Annotated in this window: 19 protein-coding genes and 1 pseudogene; 12 read left to right on the top strand and 8 right to left on the bottom strand. The window is 52.0% G+C overall.

Annotated elements, in window-relative coordinates; genetic code table 11:
• From RBT11_16940 to RBT11_16960, 5 genes are all read left to right on the top strand, one after another.
• The gene (locus tag RBT11_16940; GenBank protein ID MDX9788466.1) at positions 1-1,518 is read left to right on the top strand and encodes a class I SAM-dependent methyltransferase; all 1,518 of its coding nucleotides are present in this window, start codon (positions 1-3) and stop codon (positions 1,516-1,518) included.
• Between the two features lie 231 nt (positions 1,519-1,749).
• Positions 1,750-2,454 (top strand): protein-L-isoaspartate(D-aspartate) O-methyltransferase, encoded by a 705-nt coding sequence (locus RBT11_16945; protein ID MDX9788467.1) that lies wholly within the window; start codon positions 1,750-1,752, stop codon positions 2,452-2,454.
• A gap of 225 nt (positions 2,455-2,679) precedes the next feature.
• A complete protein-coding gene (locus RBT11_16950; GenBank protein ID MDX9788468.1) occupies positions 2,680-3,324 on the top strand; it encodes a poly-gamma-glutamate hydrolase family protein in 645 nt (214 codons plus the stop codon).
• A gap of 174 nt (positions 3,325-3,498) precedes the next feature.
• Positions 3,499-3,969 carry a fluoride efflux transporter CrcB gene (gene crcB / locus RBT11_16955; protein MDX9788469.1) on the top strand — a complete coding sequence of 157 codons (471 nt, stop codon included), beginning with the start codon at positions 3,499-3,501 and terminating at the stop codon, positions 3,967-3,969.
• Positions 3,970-3,977: 8 nt separating this feature from the next.
• Complete coding sequence (locus tag RBT11_16960) at positions 3,978-5,261, top strand: DUF190 domain-containing protein (GenBank protein MDX9788470.1); 1,284 nt, start codon at positions 3,978-3,980, stop codon at positions 5,259-5,261.
• 274 nt (positions 5,262-5,535) lie between these two features.
• Here RBT11_16960 and RBT11_16965 read toward each other — a convergent pair whose 3' ends face one another.
• Entirely contained in the window at positions 5,536-5,694 is a 159-nt protein-coding gene (locus RBT11_16965; protein MDX9788471.1) for a four helix bundle protein, read from the bottom strand.
• Between the two features lie 71 nt (positions 5,695-5,765).
• On the opposite strand from RBT11_16965, the gene RBT11_16970 reads away from it, so the two are divergent.
• The 4 genes from RBT11_16970 (at position 5,766) to RBT11_16985 (ending at position 11,070) form a co-directional block, all read left to right on the top strand.
• Entirely contained in the window at positions 5,766-6,374 is a 609-nt protein-coding gene (locus RBT11_16970) for a CBS domain-containing protein (protein ID MDX9788472.1), read from the top strand.
• Between the two features lie 11 nt (positions 6,375-6,385).
• Entirely contained in the window at positions 6,386-6,922 is a 537-nt protein-coding gene (locus RBT11_16975) for an HPP family protein (protein ID MDX9788473.1), read from the top strand.
• A gap of 288 nt (positions 6,923-7,210) precedes the next feature.
• The gene (locus RBT11_16980; GenBank protein MDX9788474.1) at positions 7,211-10,672 is read left to right on the top strand and encodes a DUF748 domain-containing protein; all 3,462 of its coding nucleotides are present in this window, start codon (positions 7,211-7,213) and stop codon (positions 10,670-10,672) included.
• A 122-nt stretch (positions 10,673-10,794) separates the two neighbouring features.
• A complete protein-coding gene (locus RBT11_16985) occupies positions 10,795-11,070 on the top strand; it encodes a response regulator (protein MDX9788475.1) in 276 nt (91 codons plus the stop codon).
• A 169-nt stretch (positions 11,071-11,239) separates the two neighbouring features.
• Here the strand turns inward: RBT11_16985 and RBT11_16990 are convergent.
• Positions 11,240-12,615 (bottom strand): annotated as a pseudogene (locus RBT11_16990) (IS3 family transposase).
• A 188-nt stretch (positions 12,616-12,803) separates the two neighbouring features.
• Between RBT11_16990 and RBT11_16995 the strand changes: the two are divergent.
• Both RBT11_16995 and RBT11_17000 read left to right on the top strand, forming a co-directional pair.
• Entirely contained in the window at positions 12,804-14,897 is a 2,094-nt protein-coding gene (locus RBT11_16995) for a PAS domain S-box protein (GenBank protein MDX9788476.1), read from the top strand.
• A 409-nt stretch (positions 14,898-15,306) separates the two neighbouring features.
• Complete coding sequence (locus RBT11_17000; protein ID MDX9788477.1) at positions 15,307-17,046, top strand: IS1634 family transposase; 1,740 nt, start codon at positions 15,307-15,309, stop codon at positions 17,044-17,046.
• A 404-nt stretch (positions 17,047-17,450) separates the two neighbouring features.
• On the opposite strand, the gene sixA is transcribed toward RBT11_17000, so the two are convergent.
• Together sixA and selD are read right to left on the bottom strand one after the other, a co-directional pair.
• Entirely contained in the window at positions 17,451-17,912 is a 462-nt protein-coding gene (gene sixA / locus RBT11_17005; GenBank protein ID MDX9788478.1) for a phosphohistidine phosphatase SixA, read from the bottom strand.
• 35 nt (positions 17,913-17,947) lie between these two features.
• Positions 17,948-18,997: a selenide, water dikinase SelD gene (gene selD, locus RBT11_17010; GenBank protein MDX9788479.1), complete on the bottom strand. Its 1,050-nt coding sequence runs from the start codon at positions 18,995-18,997 to the stop codon at positions 17,948-17,950.
• 374 nt (positions 18,998-19,371) lie between these two features.
• Here selD and RBT11_17015 point away from each other — a divergent pair, with 374 nt between their 5' ends.
• Positions 19,372-19,983, top strand: coding sequence for a cytidylate kinase-like family protein (locus RBT11_17015; protein ID MDX9788480.1), 612 nt, complete (start codon positions 19,372-19,374; stop codon positions 19,981-19,983).
• Positions 19,984-20,066: 83 nt separating this feature from the next.
• On the opposite strand, the gene RBT11_17020 is transcribed toward RBT11_17015, so the two are convergent.
• The 4 genes from RBT11_17020 to RBT11_17035 are packed head-to-tail and all read right to left on the bottom strand — an operon-like array spanning position 20,067 to position 23,719.
• Complete coding sequence (locus RBT11_17020) at positions 20,067-20,507, bottom strand: response regulator (protein MDX9788481.1); 441 nt, start codon at positions 20,505-20,507, stop codon at positions 20,067-20,069.
• Positions 20,508-20,540: 33 nt separating this feature from the next.
• The gene (locus RBT11_17025) at positions 20,541-21,677 is read right to left on the bottom strand and encodes a response regulator (GenBank protein MDX9788482.1); all 1,137 of its coding nucleotides are present in this window, start codon (positions 21,675-21,677) and stop codon (positions 20,541-20,543) included.
• 21 nt (positions 21,678-21,698) lie between these two features.
• Entirely contained in the window at positions 21,699-23,279 is a 1,581-nt protein-coding gene (locus RBT11_17030) for a DASS family sodium-coupled anion symporter (GenBank protein MDX9788483.1), read from the bottom strand.
• Between the two features lie 2 nt (positions 23,280-23,281).
• The gene (locus RBT11_17035) at positions 23,282-23,719 is read right to left on the bottom strand and encodes a response regulator (GenBank protein ID MDX9788484.1); all 438 of its coding nucleotides are present in this window, start codon (positions 23,717-23,719) and stop codon (positions 23,282-23,284) included.
• Between the last annotated feature and the right edge of the window lie 23 nt (positions 23,720-23,742).

The raw sequence follows: 23,742 nt of genomic DNA on the forward strand, positions 1-23,742 counted from the left end.
ATGCCCCCTCTTCCCGATTATCTAAAAGCGCCCTTTCGGATGGATGGGTTCGAAAAAATTCAAGATCTTCACCGGATTTTGATCGATAAAGGCTTCTGCGAGGCGACCGTGGCGCAAGCCATCGGGAGCTCCGACTTCACCAGGCAGACGGATCTAACGGTCGCATTGTTTCGCACAGCGGAGAGCACCCCTTTTCACACGCTGGTCCGCTTATTTATTTTGGCCCAACCGCTGCCGGAAAGCGCCGTCCGCAATGCCTTGCATCCGCTCCCGCTTTCGGAACTTTTTAACGTCGGCCTGCTTAAGGCCGATGCCGGCGGCATTCGTTCCGAAGCAGCCCTGCTTGCATATAACGATCTCTATTTATTGCGTGATTTTTGGCCGGAATATACCGGAAAGCCCTGCCCTTCGGACTATGTGTTGGGCATAGGGCCCGCCTCCCTTGCCGTGGCGGAAATGACGGTTCGCACCCCCGTTGCATCCGCACTGGATATCGGAACGGGCGGCGGGTATCAGGCGCTGCTGGCAGCCAAACATTGCGAACGGGTCACGGCAACCGATACGAACCCGCGCGCGCTGAACTTTGCCGCCCTCAACGCAAGGCTCAACGGCATTTCCAACATAACCTTTCGTCTCGGCAGTCTGTACGAGCCCGTGGCAAATGAACAATTTGACCTTGTCGTCAGCAATCCGCCGTTCGTCATTTCACCCGAGCATGAGTTCGAATATCGCGACAACGCCATGGCCGGAGACGCTTTCTGCGAAGCGGCGCTTCGGGGGGCTGCACAGCAAATGAACGAGGGGGCCTTTGGCACGATCCTTTTCAACTGGCAGCACCACACCGATGAGGACTGGCCCGAAAGACCCCGCCAATGGCTTGCAGAGAGCAGATGCGATGCCTGGCTGATTCATTCCAGATCAGAGGATCCGCTGACCTACGCGGCGGGCTGGCTTCACCGGGATTATGCCAAAGACCCGGTCCGGTATCAAACCCAACTGGAAAAATGGCTCGCCTACTTCGACCGGGAGAAAATTGGAAAAATCAGCCTGGGCGCGGTCATCCTTCGGAAAAGATCTTCCGGCCCGAACTGGTTTCATGCGGATCAATCCCCTTCCGAATCCGCCAATGGCTCGTGCTCCGATCAGATTCTAAGGGTCTTTGCCGCGCAAGACGCGCTCACCGCCTTGTCCGACGATCGAGAGCTTTTGCAAAAAAGCTTTCTACTGACACCCGATCATCAACTGGAACACGTCCTGCATTCGGAAAACAGCCGGTGGTCCGTCAAGCAGGCGCTTTTGACACAAACCAAAGGCCTTCGAATCACCGGCAATGTGGACCGGCTCGTGGGCGACATTCTGGCCGGCTGCGACGGCAGCCGCCCCTTAATCGATCTTGTAACGGAGTTATCCGGCCACCTGCGAGTAGACGCCGAGAAAATTATTCCGTCTTGCCTCAATGTCATTAAAAAATTGCTGGAAAACGGGTTTTTATCCGCTAACACACGCAGTTCTGCGTAGAAGCAAAGGAAAGCGACATGTCACACAGAGGTGACTTTTACATACGAAGATGACTTTTCGTTTGACGAATCGAGGGGGCAGTCAAAACCGGTTCAGGCCTCGCTACCGGCAAGGCCACTGCGGAACTGTTTGTAAAGGAAGGCGGCTGTGCCGTGGTGATTCGTGATATCCGGCCTCAGGGGTAGACCCGGACAGCCCTGTCACACTGCTTGGGGATGGAGGAATCAGGTTATGACGGTTAAAATAGCTTTGTTCTTCGCCGCCTTGTTTTTTTGCGCGGAAAGCCATTCCGCGGAAAACTTTGCCATTAAAAAAGAAGAGATGATCCAGCAGCAATTAATCGCCAGGGGCATCAAGGACACGCGGGTTATCATGGCAATGCGCAAGGTGGACAGGCACCTGTTTGTTCCGCTTGTTCACAGGCATCTTTCTTATGCGGACCATCCTTTGCCGATTGGCGAAGGGCAGACCATCTCCCAACCCTATATCGTTGCGCTTATGACCGAATTACTGGAATTGAAAGGCAACGAGAAGGTGCTGGAAATCGGAACAGGCTCAGGGTATCAGGCGGCAATTCTGTCGGAAACGGCGAGAAAGGTTTATACGATCGAGCTGTCGGAACCCCTGGCGAACCGCTCACGAAAATTGCTAACACAATTGGGCTATACAAACGTGCAAGTTAAACATGGGGACGGATTCATCGGATGGCCCGAATATGCGCCTTATGATGCCGTAATTGTCACTTGTGCGCCCGAGAAAGTTCCCCCTGCGTTGGTTGAACAACTGGCCGAAGGCGGAAAGCTGGTGATCCCCGTTGGGACGCATTGGCAGGAACTCAAGCTACTAAGCAAAACTAAGGGCAAGGTTGAGGCCCGAAACGTGGTTTCCGTCAGATTTGTGCCGATGCTAAGGGAGACAAACTCCAAACCACAGTAAAATTGCTGCATCGATCTGAAAACATTTAAATGATGTTGCCAGCCTGCAATTCCACTTTTTCTGAGACAAGCGAATCAAATGTCCATCGAAGGATAGATTGAATACGGACAAATCAAATGGGTGAAACAATTGGGACGGCATCGAATGAGGTTTGATTTCAGAACCGTTGGGGATGTGAAAATGCAAGTCACACCTGTCCCGCATCCATACCGTGGCGGAAAGTAGATGGATCCCTATACCAGCTTTAAAAAGCTCAAACAAAGCGAGCGCCGGGACACCGACTACCACATTGAGCGGCGTATCGGAAGCTCCGGCATCGCCATTTTGAGCATTCACGGCGGCGAAATCGAGCCCGGAACGACCCGCATCGCAGACGCTATTGCAGGAGCAGGGCACTCTTTCTACTCTTTCGAGGGAATCAAGAGCGGGGGGAATCTCGCCCTGCATATCACCAGTACGTGTTTCGACGAACCCTCCGCCATGGAGATCGTCTGCCAATCGGATATCATCGTCTCCATTCACGGCAGCGCCCGAAAGGAACCGGTGGTCCATCTGGGGGGGCTGGATGTCGAACTAAAGAATCGGATTCGGGACAAACTCCGCGATGCAGGGTTTCAAATCACCGAGTGCTCGGGGCCGCCCTTTGGCGGAGCGGATCATGCCAACATCTGCAACTTGTGCGGTCGCGGCATGGGTGTTCAAATGGAAATCAGCCGCGGCCTGCGTTCCCTTATGTTCCGGGATCTAACACCTGAGGGAAGAAAACACCAGACCAAACTATTTGCCGAATTCACCCAAGCGGTGCGGGAAGCCCTTGAGCCGTTTGCGGCCATATATGCTGAAACCCATCCCCTGGACGGAACGGATTGAAATGGATTGTTATTGAACCAAAAGGGTCTTGAGTTACGCGAACTGTCCGATTATTGTGGTTCATTAAGGGACAAAACAGCGCAATGCCCGTAATTTTAAGCTCAGAAAAGTTTCGGCATGACCGCTGGTGCACCGATGAATCATTAGGAAGCCGCGAGGAGAGGGTCATCGATAATGGAAGGGTTCGTTCACGCACTGATTCAGTTCAAAGGTTTTTTGTCCGATGCTGTCGGTACGCTTTTGGAGGGCAGTCGTCTGTTTCTACCGGCGCTGAAAAAATGGGGACTGGTCATGCTGGGTGGCAGCTTTGGCGCGGCGAGCCGCTACGGCGTGAGCCTGTTGACGGTGAAATTATGGGGAAGCGGCTTTCCATGGGGAACGCTGTTGGTTAATCTCGCGGGGTGTTTTTTAATCGGGCTGCTATTCGCTCTCTCGGATCGGGTCCGTTTTCTGTCACCGGATATGCGCCTGCTTCTAATTACCGGGTATCTGGGCGCGTTAACGACCTTCTCCTCGTTCTCCCTTGAAACCATCAACGCCGGCCGTGCCGGCATGGCGCTTCTGCCCTTGGGCAATATTCTCATCAACAACATCGGCGGGCTGACACTCACCTTTTGCGGCATGTGGCTGGGCGGGCTTAAATAGGAGGCGCAATGCTAACTTATCAGGCAATTGAAATTTTCACCAGCGAGGAAGCGCGCTACCGCAACAAGCCGGTGGCCGATGCGGTGGTTCAGTACATTAAAAATCTGAAGATCGCGGCACGCTGTATCGTCACCCGGGGAATCGCCGGCTGTTACGAAAGTGGAGAGGTGACGACCGGGCGATTGGAAATTCTCTCCTTTAACCTACCGATTCGTATTTACATTGTTATTCCGGTTGCTGAAACCGAGCGCGTCATTGATGGCCTGAACGGCATGGTGGGTGACGGCATTATCGCGGTTCATGATTTAATGGTTATCAGCCATCGGACGCGCAATTCATTTTTCCCGCGGCAGCTTCTGGTCCGTGATGTCATGACCACAACCCCCAGACGCATTTCGGCCAAAAGCCCTTTAAGTGATGCAGCGGGGTTGCTGCTCTCGTCGGTCTTTACGGGGCTTCCCGTGGTGAATGACCAGAGCCGGCCTATCGGGGTCATCACGCAAGGAGACCTCATTTCAAAGGGCGGCCTGCCGCTTCGGCTGGGTCTTCTGGCGGCATCCGACCAACATCGGACCGATACGGTCATTCGCAAGCTGGCTTCTCAAAGCGCAGCCGAGGTGATGACGACGCCGGCAATCATCATCACGGAAGACCGGCCCCTGGTCGAGGCCGTGAATGTGATGCTGGCCAAGGGCATTAAGCGCCTTCCGGTGGTGGACGAAACCGGGCGGCTTACAGGCATGCTTTCCAGGCTGGATATTTTTCGGACGGTCATGCGGGAAGCACCCGACTGGAATTCCTTTCGGGCGCAAAAAATCGAGGTGGCGAAGCTTAAAAGCGTTGGGGATATCCTGAGACGGGATACGCACACCGTTTTTCCGGAAACCCCCATTGATGAGGTGATTCGGGTCATTGATTTGAACGACATTCAACGGGTGGCTGTGGTCGATGCCGACGGCAAGCTGCTGGGCCTGATCTCGGATCGGGATTTACTTCGCTACTTCAAGCAGGATGAAGCGGGCATCTGGAATCTTCTGACCAAGGCGAAACACGCCCTTAAACCAAATGCCTGTCACGGCAATCTGCAACAGTGTCTGACCGAAACCCGCGCCGACGCGGTCATGACAACCGGGCTGATCACCGTCCGCGAAGAAATGTTGATCGAAGAGGCCATCACCCTGATGACCGAAAAGTCGCTCAAACGCTTGCCGGTGGTGGACGAGGCCGGTCGCTTTAAAGGCATGATCAGCCGGGATTCGCTCTTGCGCACCGGGTTTGGCGAACCCGGTTGAAAGAAAAACCGTGCCTCTGGGTCAGGGCTTATGACCGCCTGAACCACGCGAAAAGGCTTTCGGATTTTTTACGGGACGAGATGCCGCTGCGCATGTGGGAACTGAATAAAACCTCGTCCTGGGTGAATTTTCACCTGGGCAGGGATCATCAACGCAACCCACGTTCTTGACTTGGGTCAAGGATTTTTTCCAGATACGGTGATAAAAAAGACCCATCGACGAATGTCACAAGCCATTCATCGATGTGATGGAATGCAACAAAAGAGGTAACTACTCAGTATTCAGGAGTCAGAATTAAATAGTAGCGTGATTCCTCAAGAGATCCTTGCGCGATATTGAGGAACCGGAGCTTGTCTAGGTTTCCACGCTTTCTGAATCCTTCAGCTTTGCGGGTTCTTTCATTCTGACTTCTGACTCCTGAATACCTGAGCAGTTACCATTATTTTTTTATCCGCTTTCTGAAAAAATGTTGCGCGGTCAGCGCGCATACGGGAGAGAACCCCCATGAAGAAAGAATCAACCCAAAGCGACTGCGGCCAAGTGGATATTTCCGAGCAGGATGTGCTCAACGCCATGAAAGCGATGCAGGGGTATATCGACATTACACCCGCCGATTTTAAGGAAGTGTATCGGGCGGCTTACAACCTTGCAAAAAATCGAATCCTGAATTCTTTAACCGCCGCCGATGTGATGACGACCTCGGTTCATTCCATCGGGTTGGAAATGGATCTCATCGAAACCGCCGCATTGCTGGCCGAAAAGGGAATTTCAGGCGCGCCGGTGGTGGATCACGAGGGAAAAGTCGTGGGCGTTGTATCTGAAAAAGATTTTTTAGCCCAAATGGGGGCCGGACAAACAGGCTCTTTTATGCAAGTCATCGCGCATTGCTTGAAAAATAAGGGATGTGTTGCAACGCCGATGTTAAACCGGGTTGTCCGCGACATCATGACGGCGCCGGCCATCACGGCTAAAGCGGATACCTTGATTTCGAAAATATCGACCCTTTTTTCGGAAAAAAAGATCAATCGCCTTCCGATTATCGGCGGTGACGGAAAGCTCGCCGGCATTGTGACACGTTCGGATCTTGTTAATTCCTATTGCAGGCTCGGGTAAAGGAAAACCAATTGCATTATTTGGAAAAATGGCGGGGGCACACCCAAAGTCCGCCACGGGTTGCCGCGATTGAGATTCTTTGGTCATGGCTCGGCAGTTTTTTGGGAATTGCCGCTGTCAGCCTGTTGCATTTTAAGCTGTTGGATAACACCGGGTTGATGATGGTTATCGGCTCATTCGGTGCCTCCGCGGTTCTCATATACGGCGCCGTTCGCAGCCCATTGGCGCAACCCAGGAACCTTATCGGCGGCCATATTCTCTCGGCGATCGTGGGGGTGACGGCATATCGGTATTTGGGATGGCAGCCCTGGTTGGCAGCGTCCGTGGCCGTATCCGTATCCATCGCCCTGATGCACCTGACGAAAACACTTCATCCGCCGGGAGGCGCCACTGCACTGATCGCCGTGATCGGAGGCGATGCCATGCACCAGCTCGGCTATCTGTATGTCCTGATACCGACCGCCGCAGGCGCTTGCATTATGCTGGCCATTGCGCTCGTCATCAACAATATACCAAAAGGCCGCCGATACCCGGAATTTTGGCTTTGATACACGGGTGAAGCACTATCTTTCTTTCCAAAGTGCATGGATACTGACCATCATGATAATCTTAACCATTTCAGACATTATAACGGATAAAGGGACACTTTCTTAGAAGTCTTCCCACCGTCATTCCCGCGACAGCGGGAATCCTGATTCCCCTGGAAATATTGGATTTCCGCCTTCTATAAAATGACGGGGTGCGAGTTCATCGGCCTTTTGCGCGCGCTCATCAAGATTGATGCTTGGAAAATTAGGGGGATTATGCTTTGATAAAAAATATAGGAGCAAAACGCTATGAACAAATTTAAAAAAATCGTTCAGAGCAAGACCTTTATTGTCTCTGCCTCGGTTATTCTGATTTACACGCTGGCCGGGTTCTTTTTAACCCCCTATCTCATTCGGCATTACCTGCCCAAGATCATTCATGAAAATCTTCAAAAGAAGGCCGTTATCGGCAATGTGGCGCTAAATCCGTATATCTTCAAGCTGGAAATGGGTGCGTTCCGCATGGATGAACCGGATGGTCAGCCGATCCTTGCATTCGAGCGACTGCTCGTCGATTTCGAACTGAAAAGTCTGTTCAGATGGGCCTGGGTTTTCCGAGAGATTCAGTTGGATGGGCCTGCGGTGAATGCCGTGATTCAAAAAAAAGGCGGTTTGAATCTGGCTCACTTGGGATCTTCTTCCGAGGTCGAACGGCCCAAAGATGAAACACGGTCGCCACCACCTCGCTTGGTTTTTGAAAGTATCCGTATTATAAATGGTCAATTCACGTTCACGGATCAACGACCGGACACACCCGCCACGATCACGCTGAGCCCCTTGACTGCCGGAATCGCCAACCTGACCACTCTGCCAGAAAAGGGGGGGGAAACGACCCTCACCGCCACCGGCAACAATGGTGCAACGGCGAAGTGGCTTGGTCGGGTGGGCCTGAACCCGCTGATCGTCAAGGGCCACCTCAGCCTGCAGAACGTCAAAAGCGCTACACTGGCGAATTTTGCCGGCGACAAACTGCGACTTTCGCCGCCGGCAGGGACGCTGACGGTAGCAACAGACTGCACCATTGATGGCGGCGGCGTGGCCGCGCAGATCGTGCTATCCAATCTGTCCGTGCTGCTGAACGGCATCGCCCTTGCGCTGCCGGATTCCCAAGCACCGTTTCTGGAGCTGCCCGACGCGCGGATCACAGGCGCGCGCCTTGACCTGACCGGTCGCAAGATCGATCTGGGCACCATAACCGTGCAGGGGGGAAGCGCGCACCTGGCAATGGACGAACATGGCGTTTTAAATCTGCAACGCATTGCGCCGCCTTTCGAACAGGGATCTAAAAACAACACCACGCAACCGGTAGACACCCGGAATGCAGCGACCTGGCTGTTTAATCTGCCCGGATTCGAAATCAACGGCTTCTCGGCGCATTACGAGGACGCGCAACGCGCCCCAGGACTCCAGGCCGCGATCGGTGAGCTCAAAGGCGGCTTTTCAGCAGAAGCACAAACCGGGGAGCACCCATCAGCGCTGGTGAAAGATTTGATGATACAGCTTTCGAACATTCGGGCGAACGTTGCGGCCGCGGAGCCGATCGTTCGAATCAATTCATTCACACTGGAAAAGGGAAATGCTGATTTGGTCCAAAAGCGCCTGACCGCTGCCTTGATCGCCATCGACGGCGGCTCGGCTCGAATCGAAAGGAGGATCGACGGCACCCTTAATCTGACAGACCTCTTTGCGCAAGCACAGCCACAAGAAAATACCCTTGCCAAAAAGCCCGAAAAGGCCGTTGAGCAGTCCGATACCGTCCCTGAGACACTGGCCGATGCCACGGCAGCAAACCAGGGCGATGGCGCGCCAAAAGAAGGCCCGGCTTCTGGTAAGGCTTCAGCCTTTCAATTTTTGGTGGATCGTCTCTTACTTTCCGGAATGCAGCTGACGTTTTGGGATCGCATGGTTGGTGCTGATCATCCGATCCTCAATATAGACACCCTTTCAGCTTCCGCATCGCAAGTGGACGGCCGCTCCACGATGCCGATTGAACTGGCCGTCGGCATTCGGGAAGGCGGCAGGATCAAGGCGGCCGGCACGTTCGACCCCACCAAACAATCGCTGGCCGCAGAGGTCGAATTGGTTGGGATCGCATTGCCGACGGCCCAACCCTATATCGCGCCGGTGGCGGCCATCGTGCTTAAATCAGGAACCTTTTCCACTACCGGCTCTTTACGCTACGCGGCCAAGGACACAAAAGCGCAAACTGTTTACCAGGGTGAATTCAAGGTCGAAAATCTGAAGATTACCGAACCAAATGCCGACGAAACCCTGCTCGGTTGGATATCGGTGAACAGCAAGCAACTCAAACTGCTTTTGCAGCCAAATGGGGTCGATATCGGAGACATTCGGGTGCAGGGGTTGATCGGAAAAGCTATCGTCGAAAAAAACGGGAGCTTCAACCTGGCCAATCTAATCAAAGCCGAACAGCCCGGCAGGTCCGTTGTCAGTAAGGCGGTCAAACCGAAAAAAGACGGGCGTGGCAACGGGGCGTTCTTCTATCGCGTTCGTCGCGTGTTGGTCAAAGACGGCCGGATCACCTTTGCCGATTACAACCTGCCAATTCCGTTCGCCGCGAACATTCACGAACTCAAGGGCAGTCTGGCCGGCCTCACCTCGGTCAAAGACGCCCGTTCGCAAATAAAGATCAAAGGCCGTGTGAACCAATTCGGAACCGCTCAGATCGATGGTGAAGTGAACACCGTCAACCCCAAGCTTTTTACAAACATCGGCCTTGCTTTCCGTAACATCGAAATGACTAAGCTGACCCCTTATACAGGTAAGTTCGCCGGCCGCAAGATCGATTCCGGCAAGCTATCGGTGAATTTGGCCTATGAAATTCATAATGGCCGACTTTCAGGCGACAACAAGATCGTTGTGGAACGTCTGAAGCTCGGGGAGAAGGTGGAGAGCCCGACGGCCGTCAATGTCCCACTTGATTTAGCCGTGGCGCTGCTCAAGGATTCAAACGGCGTCATTGATCTGGGACTTCCGGTCAGTGGTGACCTTAATAACCCCCAATTCAGTTTCGGCGCACTGATCGGCAAGGCCCTTTTCAATCTTTTGAAGAAAATCGTGACCAGCCCATTTCGCGCCATCGCCGCATTAATCCCCGGCGGGGAGAATGACAGCATCGACAGTATCACTTTTGAGCCAGGCCGTGCGGATGTGCCGCCGCCGGAAAAAGAAAAGCTGCTTCAACTGGCCGAAGCACTTGGCAAACGGCCGCAATTGAAGCTGGTGGTGCAGGGACGGTTTCACCCGGAAAAAGATCGCAACGCAATAGCGCGGCGAAGCCTGCGCAATACCCTGGCGGTCCGACTCGAGCAAGCCCTGACGCCGCAAGAGGATGCGGGCCCGGTGGATTTCAGCAGCACCGATACCCGCAAGGCACTGGAAAAAATGTTCACGGAACGTTTTGGGGCTGATAAGCTCAAATCCTTTACGGCCGAGTTGCAAAAGGCTCCTGAGAATGGAGAAGGGGCGGATGCCGGCTTTTTGGCCAAGGCTCTTTTTGCCCAATTGCTGACGGTTGAACCGGTGACCGACGCTCAATTTTTGGCGCTGGCAAATGCCAGGGCCAAGGCAATAATCGCCGAAATGGGCACAGCACAGGGACTCTCGGCCGAGCGCTTGGGCACTCAGCCGCCCGCGGCACTGACAGCGTCGGAGTCCATCACGGCAGCGCTCAGCTTGCAAGCCCTGCAATGATTGTGCGCTTTGGCAAACAAACCAAACTCGACCAGCGTTACAATAGAATGGCCTTAACGAGAGCCACAATCGAGGTGTCTATGCGGCAATTGAGGCGCGCAATGAAGACAAAGGCGATATAAATGGGGTCGACAATGCCTTACAGCAACGAAAAGATTCTTATCGTTGATGATGAGCGCCGCATGTGTGACAGCCTAAAAGCCCTGTTAAGCGTCAAAGGCTTTGATGTAAGAACACGCAGCAACGGCCATGATGCGTTGAAGTACCTGCGAGAGGAATCGGTTGATCTTATCCTCCTTGATATTTCCATGGAGGAAATGGACGGTTTCCGGGTAATGGAAAGGATAGGCCGGGAACATCTGGATATTCCGGTTATAATCATCGGAATGTGTCAATGAAAATGAGACACGGTTTTCAATAATTTAGTGAACAAAGGTCAAGCTCTTTGCTTGGGCAAAGAACGGTTGGGCTTTGACCGCACGGGTAGGGGGTGACCTCCACTCCATGTTTTTGTGATTCCGTTACGGTCACCCCCCACCCATGCTCGGCACCGTCACCAGCAATGAGTTTGGGTTTATTGATCCATACGGCATCCGGTATTGCCGGTGGCCTTGGCATTTTGTTTTTAAACCGATTAGGATTTTTATCGAAGGCGGTATTGAGCACCTTTGCACGCTCTTGAACAATACGGTTAGCCAAGCCGTAGTGAAATTGCTCCGGCGTTATCAGGCCAATCCCCGAGTGATGATGTTCTTTGTTATACCAGGAGAAAAAGTGCTGACAGAAAGCCCTTGCATCCTGAATGCAGCCAAACTGCCCGGGGAACTGTGGACAGTACTTGAGGGTTTTGAACTGCGATTCAGAAAAGGGGTTGTCGTTGCTGACATGCGGCCGGCTATGGCTTTTGATAACGCCAAGGTCCGATAGCAAGAGGGCCACGGATTTTGATTTCATGCTTGAGCCCCGGTCGGCGTGAATTGTCAGTTGTCCTTTTTTTATCTGCTGGTTTTGGCAGGTTTGCTCTATCAGCCTTTTGGCCAGACTATCCTGCTCCCGATAAGCGACCATCCAGCCGACCACATATCGGCTAAAGATGTCGATAATCACATACAGGTAAAAATAGGTCCATTTCACCGTACTCTTGAGTTTGGTGATATCCCATGACCACACCTGGTTGGGCGCATCGGCTAAAAGTTCGGGTTTGCTGTAATAAGGGCGCTGAACCTGGCGTCGACGTTCTTTGACAACCCCGTGTTCTGCTTCGAGTAATCTGTACATCGTTCGAATGGAGCAGTAATGTTGACCCTCATCAAGCAAGGTCGCATAGATCTGATGAGGCGCTGCATCCTGGAACCGCTCATCATGCAGAATATTGAGCACGGATTGCCTTTCATCGGGGCTGAGCGCCAGTGGTGGTGAGGGGCGCTGTTTTGAGCCATCAGCAGGCATATCCGGCTTCGCGTGAAAGCGGTAAAAAGAGGCCCTGGCTATCTGCAATGCCTCGCAAGCGGATTTTTTATCACTACCCATACTCAGGACGATAGCCGCATTCATGAGTCGCCCCCTTTGTTCTCGTCGAGACTCTGAGCTATCCCCAAGATCTCTGAAATTTTTTTTTGCGCATCAATGATGAGTTCGGCTCGTTTAAGTTTCTGCTCAAGACGCTGGTTTTCCTTTTCCAGCTGAGCAACACGCGGAGCCAACGGGTTATTTTCTTTATGTTTACGGCCCCGTTTTTTGGGCGACATGGCGTGCAGAAGCCCCTGATCTCGCTGCTTTCTCCAGGTGGTCAAATTGGAGGAATAAAGGCCTTCGCGCCTCAACAATTGGCCGATTTGACCAGGCACAACACATGCCTCGGCCTGTTGAAGAATGCGTAGCTTGTAACCGGCCGTAAAATTTCGTCTGGGCTTTTGTTCCGGCACTTCAGGGTCAGGATGAGCGCGGCCACTGTCAACCGGTGTATTATCACCGGTCGCTGTTGGGTTTTCTTCCGAGTCACCCTCGGTTGGCACTGTATGACGACTAATTTTGGGTTGTTTCATGGCTATTGTTTTCATAGGTGATTTCCTTACCCGCCCTACACTAATTATTCAAGGGTCGGTGTCTCACCTTTCATTGGCACAGAGGGATGACCGGCAATGCATCCACAGCAACAGCTGTGGAAGCGCTCAGAAAGGGGGCTTACGATTATTTAAAAAAACCCTTTGAGCCCGAAGAGCTGTTTACGTCCGTAAAGAATGCGCTTCAACAGAGGAGGCTGAAGAAAGACAATGAGCGGGTCAAAAGAAAACTTCGCGACAGCGAGGCGCATTTTAGAACGCTCTTTAACCAGGCATCCGATTGCATATTCGTGGTTGACCACACCCATAAAGACGGGCCCCTAATCGTTGATGTGAACGAAGCCGCCTGCACGACCTATGGCTACCCGTTTGAGGAGTTTATCGGTAAACCTTTTTCAACCATTGATGCCGAAGATACCGGGGAATCATTTTTGGAAAAGACACATCGATTGCTGTCGGGAGAACGGCTGGTCTTTGAGTCGAAGCATATGCGGAAAGATGGAACCCTCTTTCCTGTAGAGGTTTCAGCTCGAATGATCCGGATTGGCGATACCCCCTTCTTCTATTTTATTGGGCGTAATACTACTGAACGAAAACGGGCCGAGGAGGCGCTTCGGGAGAGTGAGAAGCATCTGCAGAGCGTGTTCCGAGCCGCCCCGACCGGTATCGGGGTGGTCATCGGCCGCGTGCTTAAACAGGTCAATAAACGCATGTGTGAAATGACAGGTTACGCCGAAGCAGAGCTGATCGGCCGGAACGCCAGAATGCTCTATACCAGCGACGAAGACTATGAACATGTCGGGCGAGAAAAGTACGCGCAGATTCAGGATCATTCAACGGGAACGGTGGAGACGCGGTGGAAACGCAAGGATGGCCACATAATCAACGTGCTGCTCAGTTCCACGCTGATAAACGCTGACGACCCCGGAAAAGGGGTCACCTTCACCGCGCTTGACATTACCGAGCGCAAAGAGGCTCAAGTCGAGCAGGAAAAACTGCAGACACTGCTTCTGCAAGCCCAGAAAATGGAAGCCATCGGCACACTGGCAGGCGGTATCGCCCACAACTTCAACAACGTTCTCATGGCAATTCAGGGACGTATTTCGTTAATACTGATGGATAAGGACATCTCTTCCCCCGACTTTGAACACCTGAAGTGCATCGAGGATTACATCAAAAATGCGGCGGGGTTGACAAAAAACCTGTTGGGGTTTGCCAGGGGCGGGAAATACGAGGTCAGCCCCACCTACTTGAATGAATTCATAGCGCATGAGAGTCTGATGTTTGCGCAGGCCAAAAAGGAGATTCAGGTTCACGAAAAATACGGAAAGGATCTTTGGGCTGTGGAAATAGATCACGGCCAGATGAAGCAAGTGCTGATGAATCTCTTCGTGAATGCCTGGCAGGCAATGCCTGAAGGGGGTGATCTCTATATTCAGACCGAGAATGTCACCCTTGATGCGGCGTATGTGAAATCCGACAACATCGCACCGGGCCGATACGTTAAAATATCGGTAATCGACACGGGCGCGGGCATGGATGAAGCAACCCGGCAAAAAATATTCATCCCTTTTTTTACCACCCGGGAAATGGGGGCGGGCTATGGGTTGGGCCTTGCCTCCGTCTACGGGATCATCAGAAACCATGGGGGCTTCATCAACGTTCGTAGTAAGCAGGGAGAAGGCACCACATTCAACATCTTCCTGCCCGCTTCGAATAAGGAAGTTCTTAAAAAGAAAACACTACCCGTGGAACTTATAAAAGGAGAGGGAACAATCCTGCTCGTTGATGATGAGGAAATGATCATCGAGGTCGGCAAAAAGCTGCTGGAAATTTTAGGCTACAGGGTGTTAGTCGCCAGAAGCGGGAAAGAAGCCATAGAAATTGTTAAGCATAAAAATTTTGATATTGACTTGGTCATTCTGGATATGATCATGCCCGGCATGGGCGGCGCGGAGACCTATGACCGATTGAAAGAGATAAACCCCGGCAACAAGGTTCTTCTCTCCAGCGGCTACACATTCGACAGCCGAGCGCAAGAGATGCTGGCACGAGGGTGCGATGGTTTTCTTCGAAAACCGTTTAGTGTCGAAGAGATCTCTCAGAAAATAAGAAAGATTTTAGATAAGAGCCAATTAGATAAGAGCCAAACGGATGAATAATATTCCGATGGATACCATCAAAATACAAAAACGATAGCATCCCTCACCAACAGGGTTTAACACCCTACCAAGTCCTATAATTTATCAATATTGCCTATCATAAAAAAAACAAACCTATTAATCAGGTGAGCGTTACGATCCCCCTATAGACAAATCTATTCAGAAAAATAGGTACATATGCCTATAGCAATACTGTAAATTATTGTGATAGAATAACAGATGTAGTTGTCAATAACAGTTTAACAGGAGTTTCAGAGATAATCCATCCCGCTGTTTCGATCCGTTTGAATAACAGTAGCTTACGACACGTCGCTCCGTAAGACCCACCGCCTCCTCCCGCTCTCCAGGCCTACAGCCCTTGAATAATGAGCCTTCGCGTTATTTTGTGCTTGACATGTAAGACCCTACCATGTATAGTGTCTTCATGGCTCACTTCCACGTAAAGACTAAAAAGGGAAGACCCTACCTCTATGTCCGGGAGATCGCACGGGTCGACGGCAAGCCCAAGGTCATTTCCCAGACTTACATCGGGTCTCCGGAAAAGGTCGCCGGATTGGTGCGCGGACGCGATGAGGATGTCGTGATACTGAAGGTGGAAGAATTCGGTGCGCTGTGGCTTTCCTGTGAGATCGATAAGGACATCAGCCTTTGCGCTCTTATCGATGACATCGTTCCGCGGGCGGATCGGGAAACGGGTCCTTCCATCGGCGAGTATTTCCTGTACTGCGTGCTTAACCGGATGGTGCAGGCCGTCAGCAAGAACAAGCTCGCATCCTGGTACCGGCACACCGCCATACAGTATATCCGGCCCGTTGACTTCGAAGAGCTCACCAGTCAACGCTACTGGGAAAAATGGGACCGGGTATCCGAGGACGATTTAAGCAGGATCGCCAAAGCGTTCTTCGAGCGCATCTGGCGCGTGGAAGCGCCGTCGGCGGACTGTCTTCTGTTCGACACCACCAACTATTACACCTACATGGCCAGCCATACCGAATCGGATCTTGCCATGCGGGGAAAAAACAAGGCGGGCCGGCACCACTTAAGGCAAATCGGTCTGGGGCTTCTGGTGGCGAGGGATTCGCGGCTGCCGTTATATTACAGCGTCTATCCGGGCAATATCCATGACAGCAAGCATTTTGAGGCCATCATGGATGAGATGTTCGGGGCCGTGTGCGGCTTGAACCAAACAAAGGAGCGCCTTACGGTGGTGATCGATAAGGGGATGAACGCAGAGGATAATTATGCCTGGATCGACGAGCACTCGCGTATTCATTTCATCACCACCTATTCCACCTATTTTGCTCAGGATCTTGCCGCGACCTCCGTTGATAAGTTCGAGCCGGTGGATACACCGGGAAACAGGCGGCTCATGGCGGAGGGAAAGGCAGAGGAATGCCTTTTGGCTTATCGGACCAGGGGAGAATATTGGGGAAAAGAGCGGGCGGTGATCGTCACCTATAATCCATCGAGCCGCCGCAAGCAGGAATATACCTTCAATGACAAGCTGGAGACAATCCGTCAGGAGCTGCTTTCCATGCGGGCAAAGGTAAGAGACAAGGCGCCGCATTGGAGAAACGAGGAGGCTGTTAAGGATCGCTACTTGCGCCTTTGCGCGAGAATGCATATGCCGCACGAACTCTACGAGCTCACCTTCGTGGATTCGGAGGCCGGTCTCTCCATGAATTTCCGCAAAAACGCGTATCTGGTCAGCCAAAAGCAGGCCATGTTCGGAAAGAGCATTATCATTACGGATAACACGGATTGGACAACGAGCGACATCGTTCAGGCAAATCTTGACCGTTGGCAGGTGGAGGATCGATTTCGTCTAAGCAAGGACGACGAATTGGTGGGAGTAAGCCCTGTACGCCACTGGACGGACAGCAAAATAAGGTGCCACCTGTTTACTTGCGTGGTGGCTATGACTTATCTGCGCCGGATCGAACTTAAACTGGCGGCCTCTGGCATAAACCGAACGGCCGCCGACATAATGGAGGATATGCGAAGGCTGCATCAGGTATTGAGCCTGAAGAAAGGGGAACGAAAGCCGGCCTGTCGTCTTGAAACGCCCAGTAAGACCCAGGCCGAAGTCCTATCGGCGTTCGGGTACCGTGTGGACGCCGGTGGGGTCTTACAACAAACCGGCCACTAAAACCGCGCCTGACGCGGGTTTACGACCTCCGTTGCCGTTTATCTCTGAAACTCCTGTTTAACCCTATGACAAAAGGGGAAAAAAATGAATAACCACGTTAATTCGCTTGAACTAAAACACGAGACGCCGCTCGTTACCGAACGCACACATAGAACAAAATGTCCGCTATGCGCGAACTATATTACGATATCGGGGGTTACAGATTGGTATGATATAACTTGCGCCTGTGGGTATAGTTGGACACTCGTTTTAAAAGCCGAAACCGAAAACTAATGCCGCCAACCGGAAGACAGGTTAGACCGCTCATGAAAGCTATGCCTATATGCTGTAACAGGGGCACATCCAGGCGACGAACACATTTGAAAAAGACTTGATCGATCACTGCCTATAGGCAAGCTTAAACGTCAATCGATTTTCGGCATCAACGCCCATTTGATAAGCCATTTGCCGCGGGCTTTCTCCTGATCAAGGCAAACAATACCCCCGTTTTGAAATTTGAAGATGGTGTGGCCCTCTCTGCCTGTGGTAAGACGAGACACCAGTTTTTCCATGAAAGGCAGATGCCCGACTATCATAATCTGCGATTCGGCATCCAGTTTCATGGCAAAGGCATCGACACTGTCAAGGGGGTTAAGACCCTCTGCTGCCGAGATCCCCTGCCCGGGCTGCAAAGCATCCGCAAAAAGTTCGGCCGTCCGGGCCGCTCTTATTTTACCGCTATGCAAAATCTTTGACACAGTTATCCGGTAGTTTTTCGCCACCCCGGCAATGAGTTTCACCTCAGCGATGCCTTGTTCGCTGAGTCCCTGTTCCGGATCAACTTCCTTGGGCAAACTTTTTCCGTGTTGAACCAGATAAATTGCCATCACTATCTCCGCCAGCGTTTATTTTCTTGTCGCCCCTACGCGATCCATAGATTCTCTTCCGGATCATCGAACACCTCCCCTATTTCCGATGCTTCGCTGATGCCTGCTTCTTTCAGCGCCACCAAGAAATCAGCAGCCTGACCGGCGCTTACGCTGATCAGCAACCCCCCCGAGGTTTGAGGATCAACCATTACGTCCTGCAAGGGCCGCGGCACCGTCATTGCAAAACGGATCATCTGCTCCCGGAATGCCCTGTTCTTATGCGCGCCCGCGGGAATAAGCCCCATGGCAGCAAATTCCAGCGCTTCCGGAATCACCGGCACCCGGCTGGAAAACAAGCGCACGCTCATGCGTGAGCCGCTAACCATCTCCGCAAGGTGCCCGAGCAAACCGAAGCCGGTCACGTCAGTGCAGGCGCTGATATTGTAATGGACCATGATGTCAGCGGCGGTCCGGTTAAGCGATGCCATCAAACGAGTGACCTTTTCCGTCAGATCCGCGGAAGCCATTCCCGCCTTAATGGCGGTATTGACAATACCGAAACCCAGCGGCTTTGTCAGAATCAGCCGGTCTTCTGGTTGCAGGTTTTTCTTGGTGAGCACCCGCGCCGGGTGCACAAATCCGGTAACAGCTAAGCCGTATTTTAATTCCTTATCTTCGATACTGTGACCGCCGACAAGCACCACACCAGCCTCGGTCAGTTTATCAATTCCGCCCTGAATGATTTGCCGCAACACCGATAAGGCCATCTGCTTGACCGGAAACGCCACCAAATTCAAGGCAGTCTTTGGTGTGCCGCCCATGGCATAGACATCGCTCAGCGCGTTGGCGGCGGCAATCTGCCCGAACCAATAGGGATCATCCACGATGGGGGTGAAAAAATCAACGGTCTGAATCAGTGCCAGCTCGTCTGAAATTTTATACACGCCGGCATCGTCCGCCCTTTCCAACCCGACGAGAACATTCTCATTGGTCGGAAAAAGCATGCCGCATAATGCCTGCTCCAGGTCCCCCGGCGCGAGTTTGGACGCTCAGCCCGCACCTGCTACCGACTCGGTCAGGCGTAGGATATGGTCATCCGCCATTGACAAGTAGCCCTTCTTTTTTAATTGCTGCCCGGTAACAATAAGATAATATATGTAAACCTGATACCGATGAATTCCTTACGACTACTCTATCACTTTGATGGTTGGATGTCATTGAATTTTTCCGCTATCAGCGCTGCACCAAATAGCACCAACACATCGGCGCAGAGTGGAATTCACCCTTTCCGGTTGCTATCTTGGCTGTTTCCGCTTGACCGGAATGGAAAATTAAGTTGTAAGTTTTACTGAATACAGTTATAAAAAACATTGGTGTTTCATGGTATTAGCAACTTAATTACCCTCCTTCGGGCGGATAGAATTCACCATACTGCTGAACGTAACTTTTCTAACTCATTTATATAGGGGAGGTATTTATGACGGTGTTGACGATATCACGGCAATTCGGCGCCGGCGGGTTGACCTTAGGCAAAATGGTATCACAAGAACTTGGCTTTGCGCTCTATGATAACGAGCTGATTCAATTGGTTGCCGAAAAGGCACGCGTATCCACGGACTGGGTAAGATCCATGGAAAAAGAGGTCGGTAAAAAATTTCAAAAGTTTATTTCGAATTTAATCCCCAAATCTTTCATGGATCGAATCCTGGACGACCAGCGCGGGTACATTGACGAAGCTGTATATGTAGATGTGCTGCAGAAGATAATCACCAAAATTGCGGATGAGGGCAATGCGGTCATCATCGGCCGGGGCGGTCAATACATTCTCAAGGATCGGCCCGATGCCAAGCGAATACTGCTGGTTTCGGACCTGGAAACTCGCATTCGGTTTGTTGAGGATAAATATCAGTTATCCCACAAGCAAGCCGCCGCCTTGGTCGCATCCGATGATAAGCGGCGAATTAATTTATATAAGAATTTTGGACGGCAAGACTATGATCAGCCCATGCTCTACGATATGGTGCTAAACACAGGGAAACTCGGCTTTGATTTGGCATGCCGGCTGACATGTCAACTGGTAAAAGGCTGATTTTTGCTTTTTCGGCTCCCTTTGCCGGAAATAGGCTCATCCGGAAAAAAGACACTTCCGGATGAGCAAGCGGCATAATCATTCTAAAAATCGCCAATCTTTCTCAACATCAGTTTTGTTTCGGCTTTTCTGATGCGTTCTTCCTGTTCATCCTTTCGCTGCCGCGCAATTACCAGTTTAGATTTCAATTCCTTGAAATCAGCCGGCTTTAAAAGATAGTCAAATGCGCCCAATTGCATCCCTTTCACAGCGGTTTGTGTTGTGCCGTGCCCGGTCAAAAGGATGACTTCCACAATAGGGAATTTCTTCTTGATTTCACGCAACGTTTCGATACCGTCCATGCCCGGCATTTTGATATCCAGGACAACCACGTCGATGGCTTCGGATTCAAGGATCTTCAGACACTCGCTGCCATTGTAGGCTTTATGCGCGATTTCGCCCGAATCGGTGAGCCGCAGGGCCAGAATATCCGTAAAATCTTCTTCGTCGTCCACAATCAAGACGCGGATGGGTATTTTTACCATGGTGCGTATCTCCATTTATGGTGGTGACGGCTCTTAAATCTCGTCTTTCAATTCGGGACGAATCGGCAGGCGAAGTTGAAACAGGGCGCCTTGACCGAGTTTGCTTTCAACCGTGATGTTCCCGCCGAGCTTTTCAATGATCTTTCGCGAGACATAAAGACCCAATCCCGTGCCTTCACCGGTCGGCTTAGTGGTAAAAAACGGATCAAATATTTTTTCCAGGTTTTCCACGGCAATACCGCCGCCCGTATCTTGAACCTGAAGCACCATATCGTTTCCGTCGAGGGTAGCCCCTATCGTGATCACTCCGCCGTTCGGCGTAGCCTGAATCGCATTGTTCACTAGGTTTAGAAGGACTTGGCGAAGCCGAAAGGGGTCCGACCAGAAGGATGGATTTTCTTCCGACTTAAAGACAATCGAAATATTATGATTGCGCGCTTCGCGGTTCACCAGTTGCATGACATCCGAGATAAGATCCGCGGCCTGAATTTCGATCACGGTGTCATCGGCTTTTTGGACCATGCCAAGCAGCTGATGGGTAATGCGTTTGGCCCGGCCGATCGCCAGTTCAATCTTATTCAGCGCCGTGTTGAACTCTTTTGAATGGGGGAAGTCCGGTCCGGCATCTTCAAGAATGCTTTTCATCCATCCAGCCCACTCCTGAATAATAGCAAGGGGGTTGTTGATTTCGTGCGCCACGCCCGTGGCCAGGGTACCCAGGGACGCTAGGCGCTCCGTAACGATGAGCTGGCGGTTTATTTTTTCCCGAAATTCTGCTTCCCTTGTTTTTTCAACGGTCCGCTGTTTTTTATCGTAAGCCTGCCTGATTTTTTCAACTAAATGTTCCAGTTCTACGGGTTTGCTCAGGTAATCAAACGCCCCGGATTTAATGCCGGTGACGCCATCGGGCGTGGAGGCATGCCCCGTAAGCAGAATAACTTCCGTGTGCGGATATTTGCTTTTGATCTGTGATAGACATTCCAGGCCGCTGATGCCCGGCATTTTAACATCCAGGACAACCACGTCAAAGTCTTGCTCAGCCATCATGGCCAGGCACGCTTCTCCGCTATCGGCGGTTTCTGGAATGATGTTGCGTTTTTTCAGGCGATTGGCGATGGTGCTTAAAAAAACGGCCTCGTCGTCCACCATGAGCAGTCGTAATGACTTCATTTACGCTCCTCAGCGTTATCATTAAAAGATTCCTAAAAATTTCCACCAAACCTGAGCGACAAGCACCAGAACACCCAACAGAATCGGGGTGGCCATTAGGCCAACCTTGGTTAAATCCGATGCCTTGAAATATTTATAGCTAAAGGCGATGGCATTGGGTGGACATCCGATAACCAGCAGCATGGCAAAGGATGTGGTCGTTCCGAAACACAGCGCAACGACACGCGGATCAATGCCTTCCATTTGAGCGATGCCAATCGCAACCGGAAGAATCAGCGCGGCCGCCGCCACATTGGCCATGATATTGGTGGCTAACGCTCCGATTACCCCGACGCCGATAAACAGCAGAAGCCATCCGCCGCCCTGAACAATCGGAAAGAAAAGATTCGCAAAATAATCCGCGGCGCCCGTAGCCCCCATGGCAAGCCCCAGAGAGATACCGCCGCCGAAGATAAAGAGCGCGGTCCCCCATTCAAGGTTGGTGTGAATATCTTCCCATGTGAGGGCACCGAAGAGGATCAGCGCTGAAACGCCGAGCAGGCCGGTCACGGAGTAATCCATGCCATGAAGCCCTTTGGTCAACCAGAGCCCGAGCGTGAGCAAGGTGATCACCAGCGTTTTTTTCTCCAACCTTGACCAAGGTCCTGCCGATTCATCAAACTGCGGCAGCCGGATGCCTTTTTCCGGTCTGAAGAACAGGTAAACAATGAGCACGGCAAAGGGAACCGTGATGAGGGCCGCCGGGCCCGCAAACTTGATCCAGTCAAAAAAAGTAATTTCAACGCCGGTGAATTCTTTAAGAAAGGCGGCTGCTACCAGGCACCGACCGCCGCCGATCAAGGAACCCATGCCACCGCAGGACGTGGCAAACGGAATGGAGAGCATCATGAACTTGGCTGCCCGGGAATGGGGGGCAATGCCGGCGGCCCGCATCAGCGGTTGCATCGTGACAATACCGATCGCGCAGGCGGCCGCATCATGGATAAATGAGGAAGCGATGCCGAGCCCGATCGCCAGAACAAAGGTAAAGCGAATCATGGAGGTGCCCGCCAGCCGAATGATGAAAAACCCCAGACGCCGGGTAAGGCCGGACTTGTCGGCCGATATGGCAAAGATCAAGTAGCTCATGATGAAAACCACTACCGGATGCATATAAGGCGCCCATGCGCTTTTAATATCCATAATCCCCATACCGGCCAGCAGCACGCCGATGCAGATAGCGGTAATCTCAAGGGGGATCGGTTCAAAAATAAACAGAAAAATCAGTATGGCCAGCACGGCGAAAAATTTCTGCAGCGTGGGGGAAATGCCGTCCACGGTGCTGATGTGAATATTCGGCAGGTCTAATACGCTTGCCTTTTCCCGCAAGAGCGTAAGACTTGCTTCAGCGCCGGCCGAATGCTTGGCGCGTATGATATAGGGTGCCGATGACCGATGGGCTTTACCGACCGGGTCGAACTGGCCCTTCACCGCATTGAACAGGGAACGCGATGCATCCCCCGAGATTTTAAATGTGGTGCCCTCCGGGCGCGGCAGCATCAAAATGACCGCTGCGCCGAGCAGTGCGATACCAAGCTGAAAAAATTTTGATTTATAGAACATAATCACCCCTTAGGCAGGCACGCGGCTTGCCGTTTTCGATGGGCATTCATGATTTTTTCCAGCAATTCCTCAAATTCACAGGGTTTGGACAGATAGTCGAACGCGCCGAATTCAATTCCCTGACGCGCGGCGGTTTCAGACCCATGGCCGGTCAGCATGATCACCATAAGCCGAGGGGCCATTTTACGAAATATTTTAAGGACCTCAATGCCATCCATGTCTTCCATTTTCAAGTCCAGAACCGCCACATCATATTCATTTTTGCGCAGCAACTGGATGCCTTCTGAACCGCTGCTTGCCTTGGATACGGTAAAGCCTCTTTTCCGAAGCCGGTTTGCCAGTGTTTCGACATATACTTTTTCATCATCCACCAGCAGAAGACGGACGCCTTCGCCGGAGTTTCGAAGAAAATCCGGCAAAATCGTTTTGATTCGGGACATAATTTGTTTCTCCTGCGCCGGTC

The sequence above is a fragment of the Desulfobacterales bacterium genome (assembly GCA_034003325.1).
GTDB lineage: Bacteria > Desulfobacterota > Desulfobacteria > Desulfobacterales > JAFDDL01 > JAVEYW01.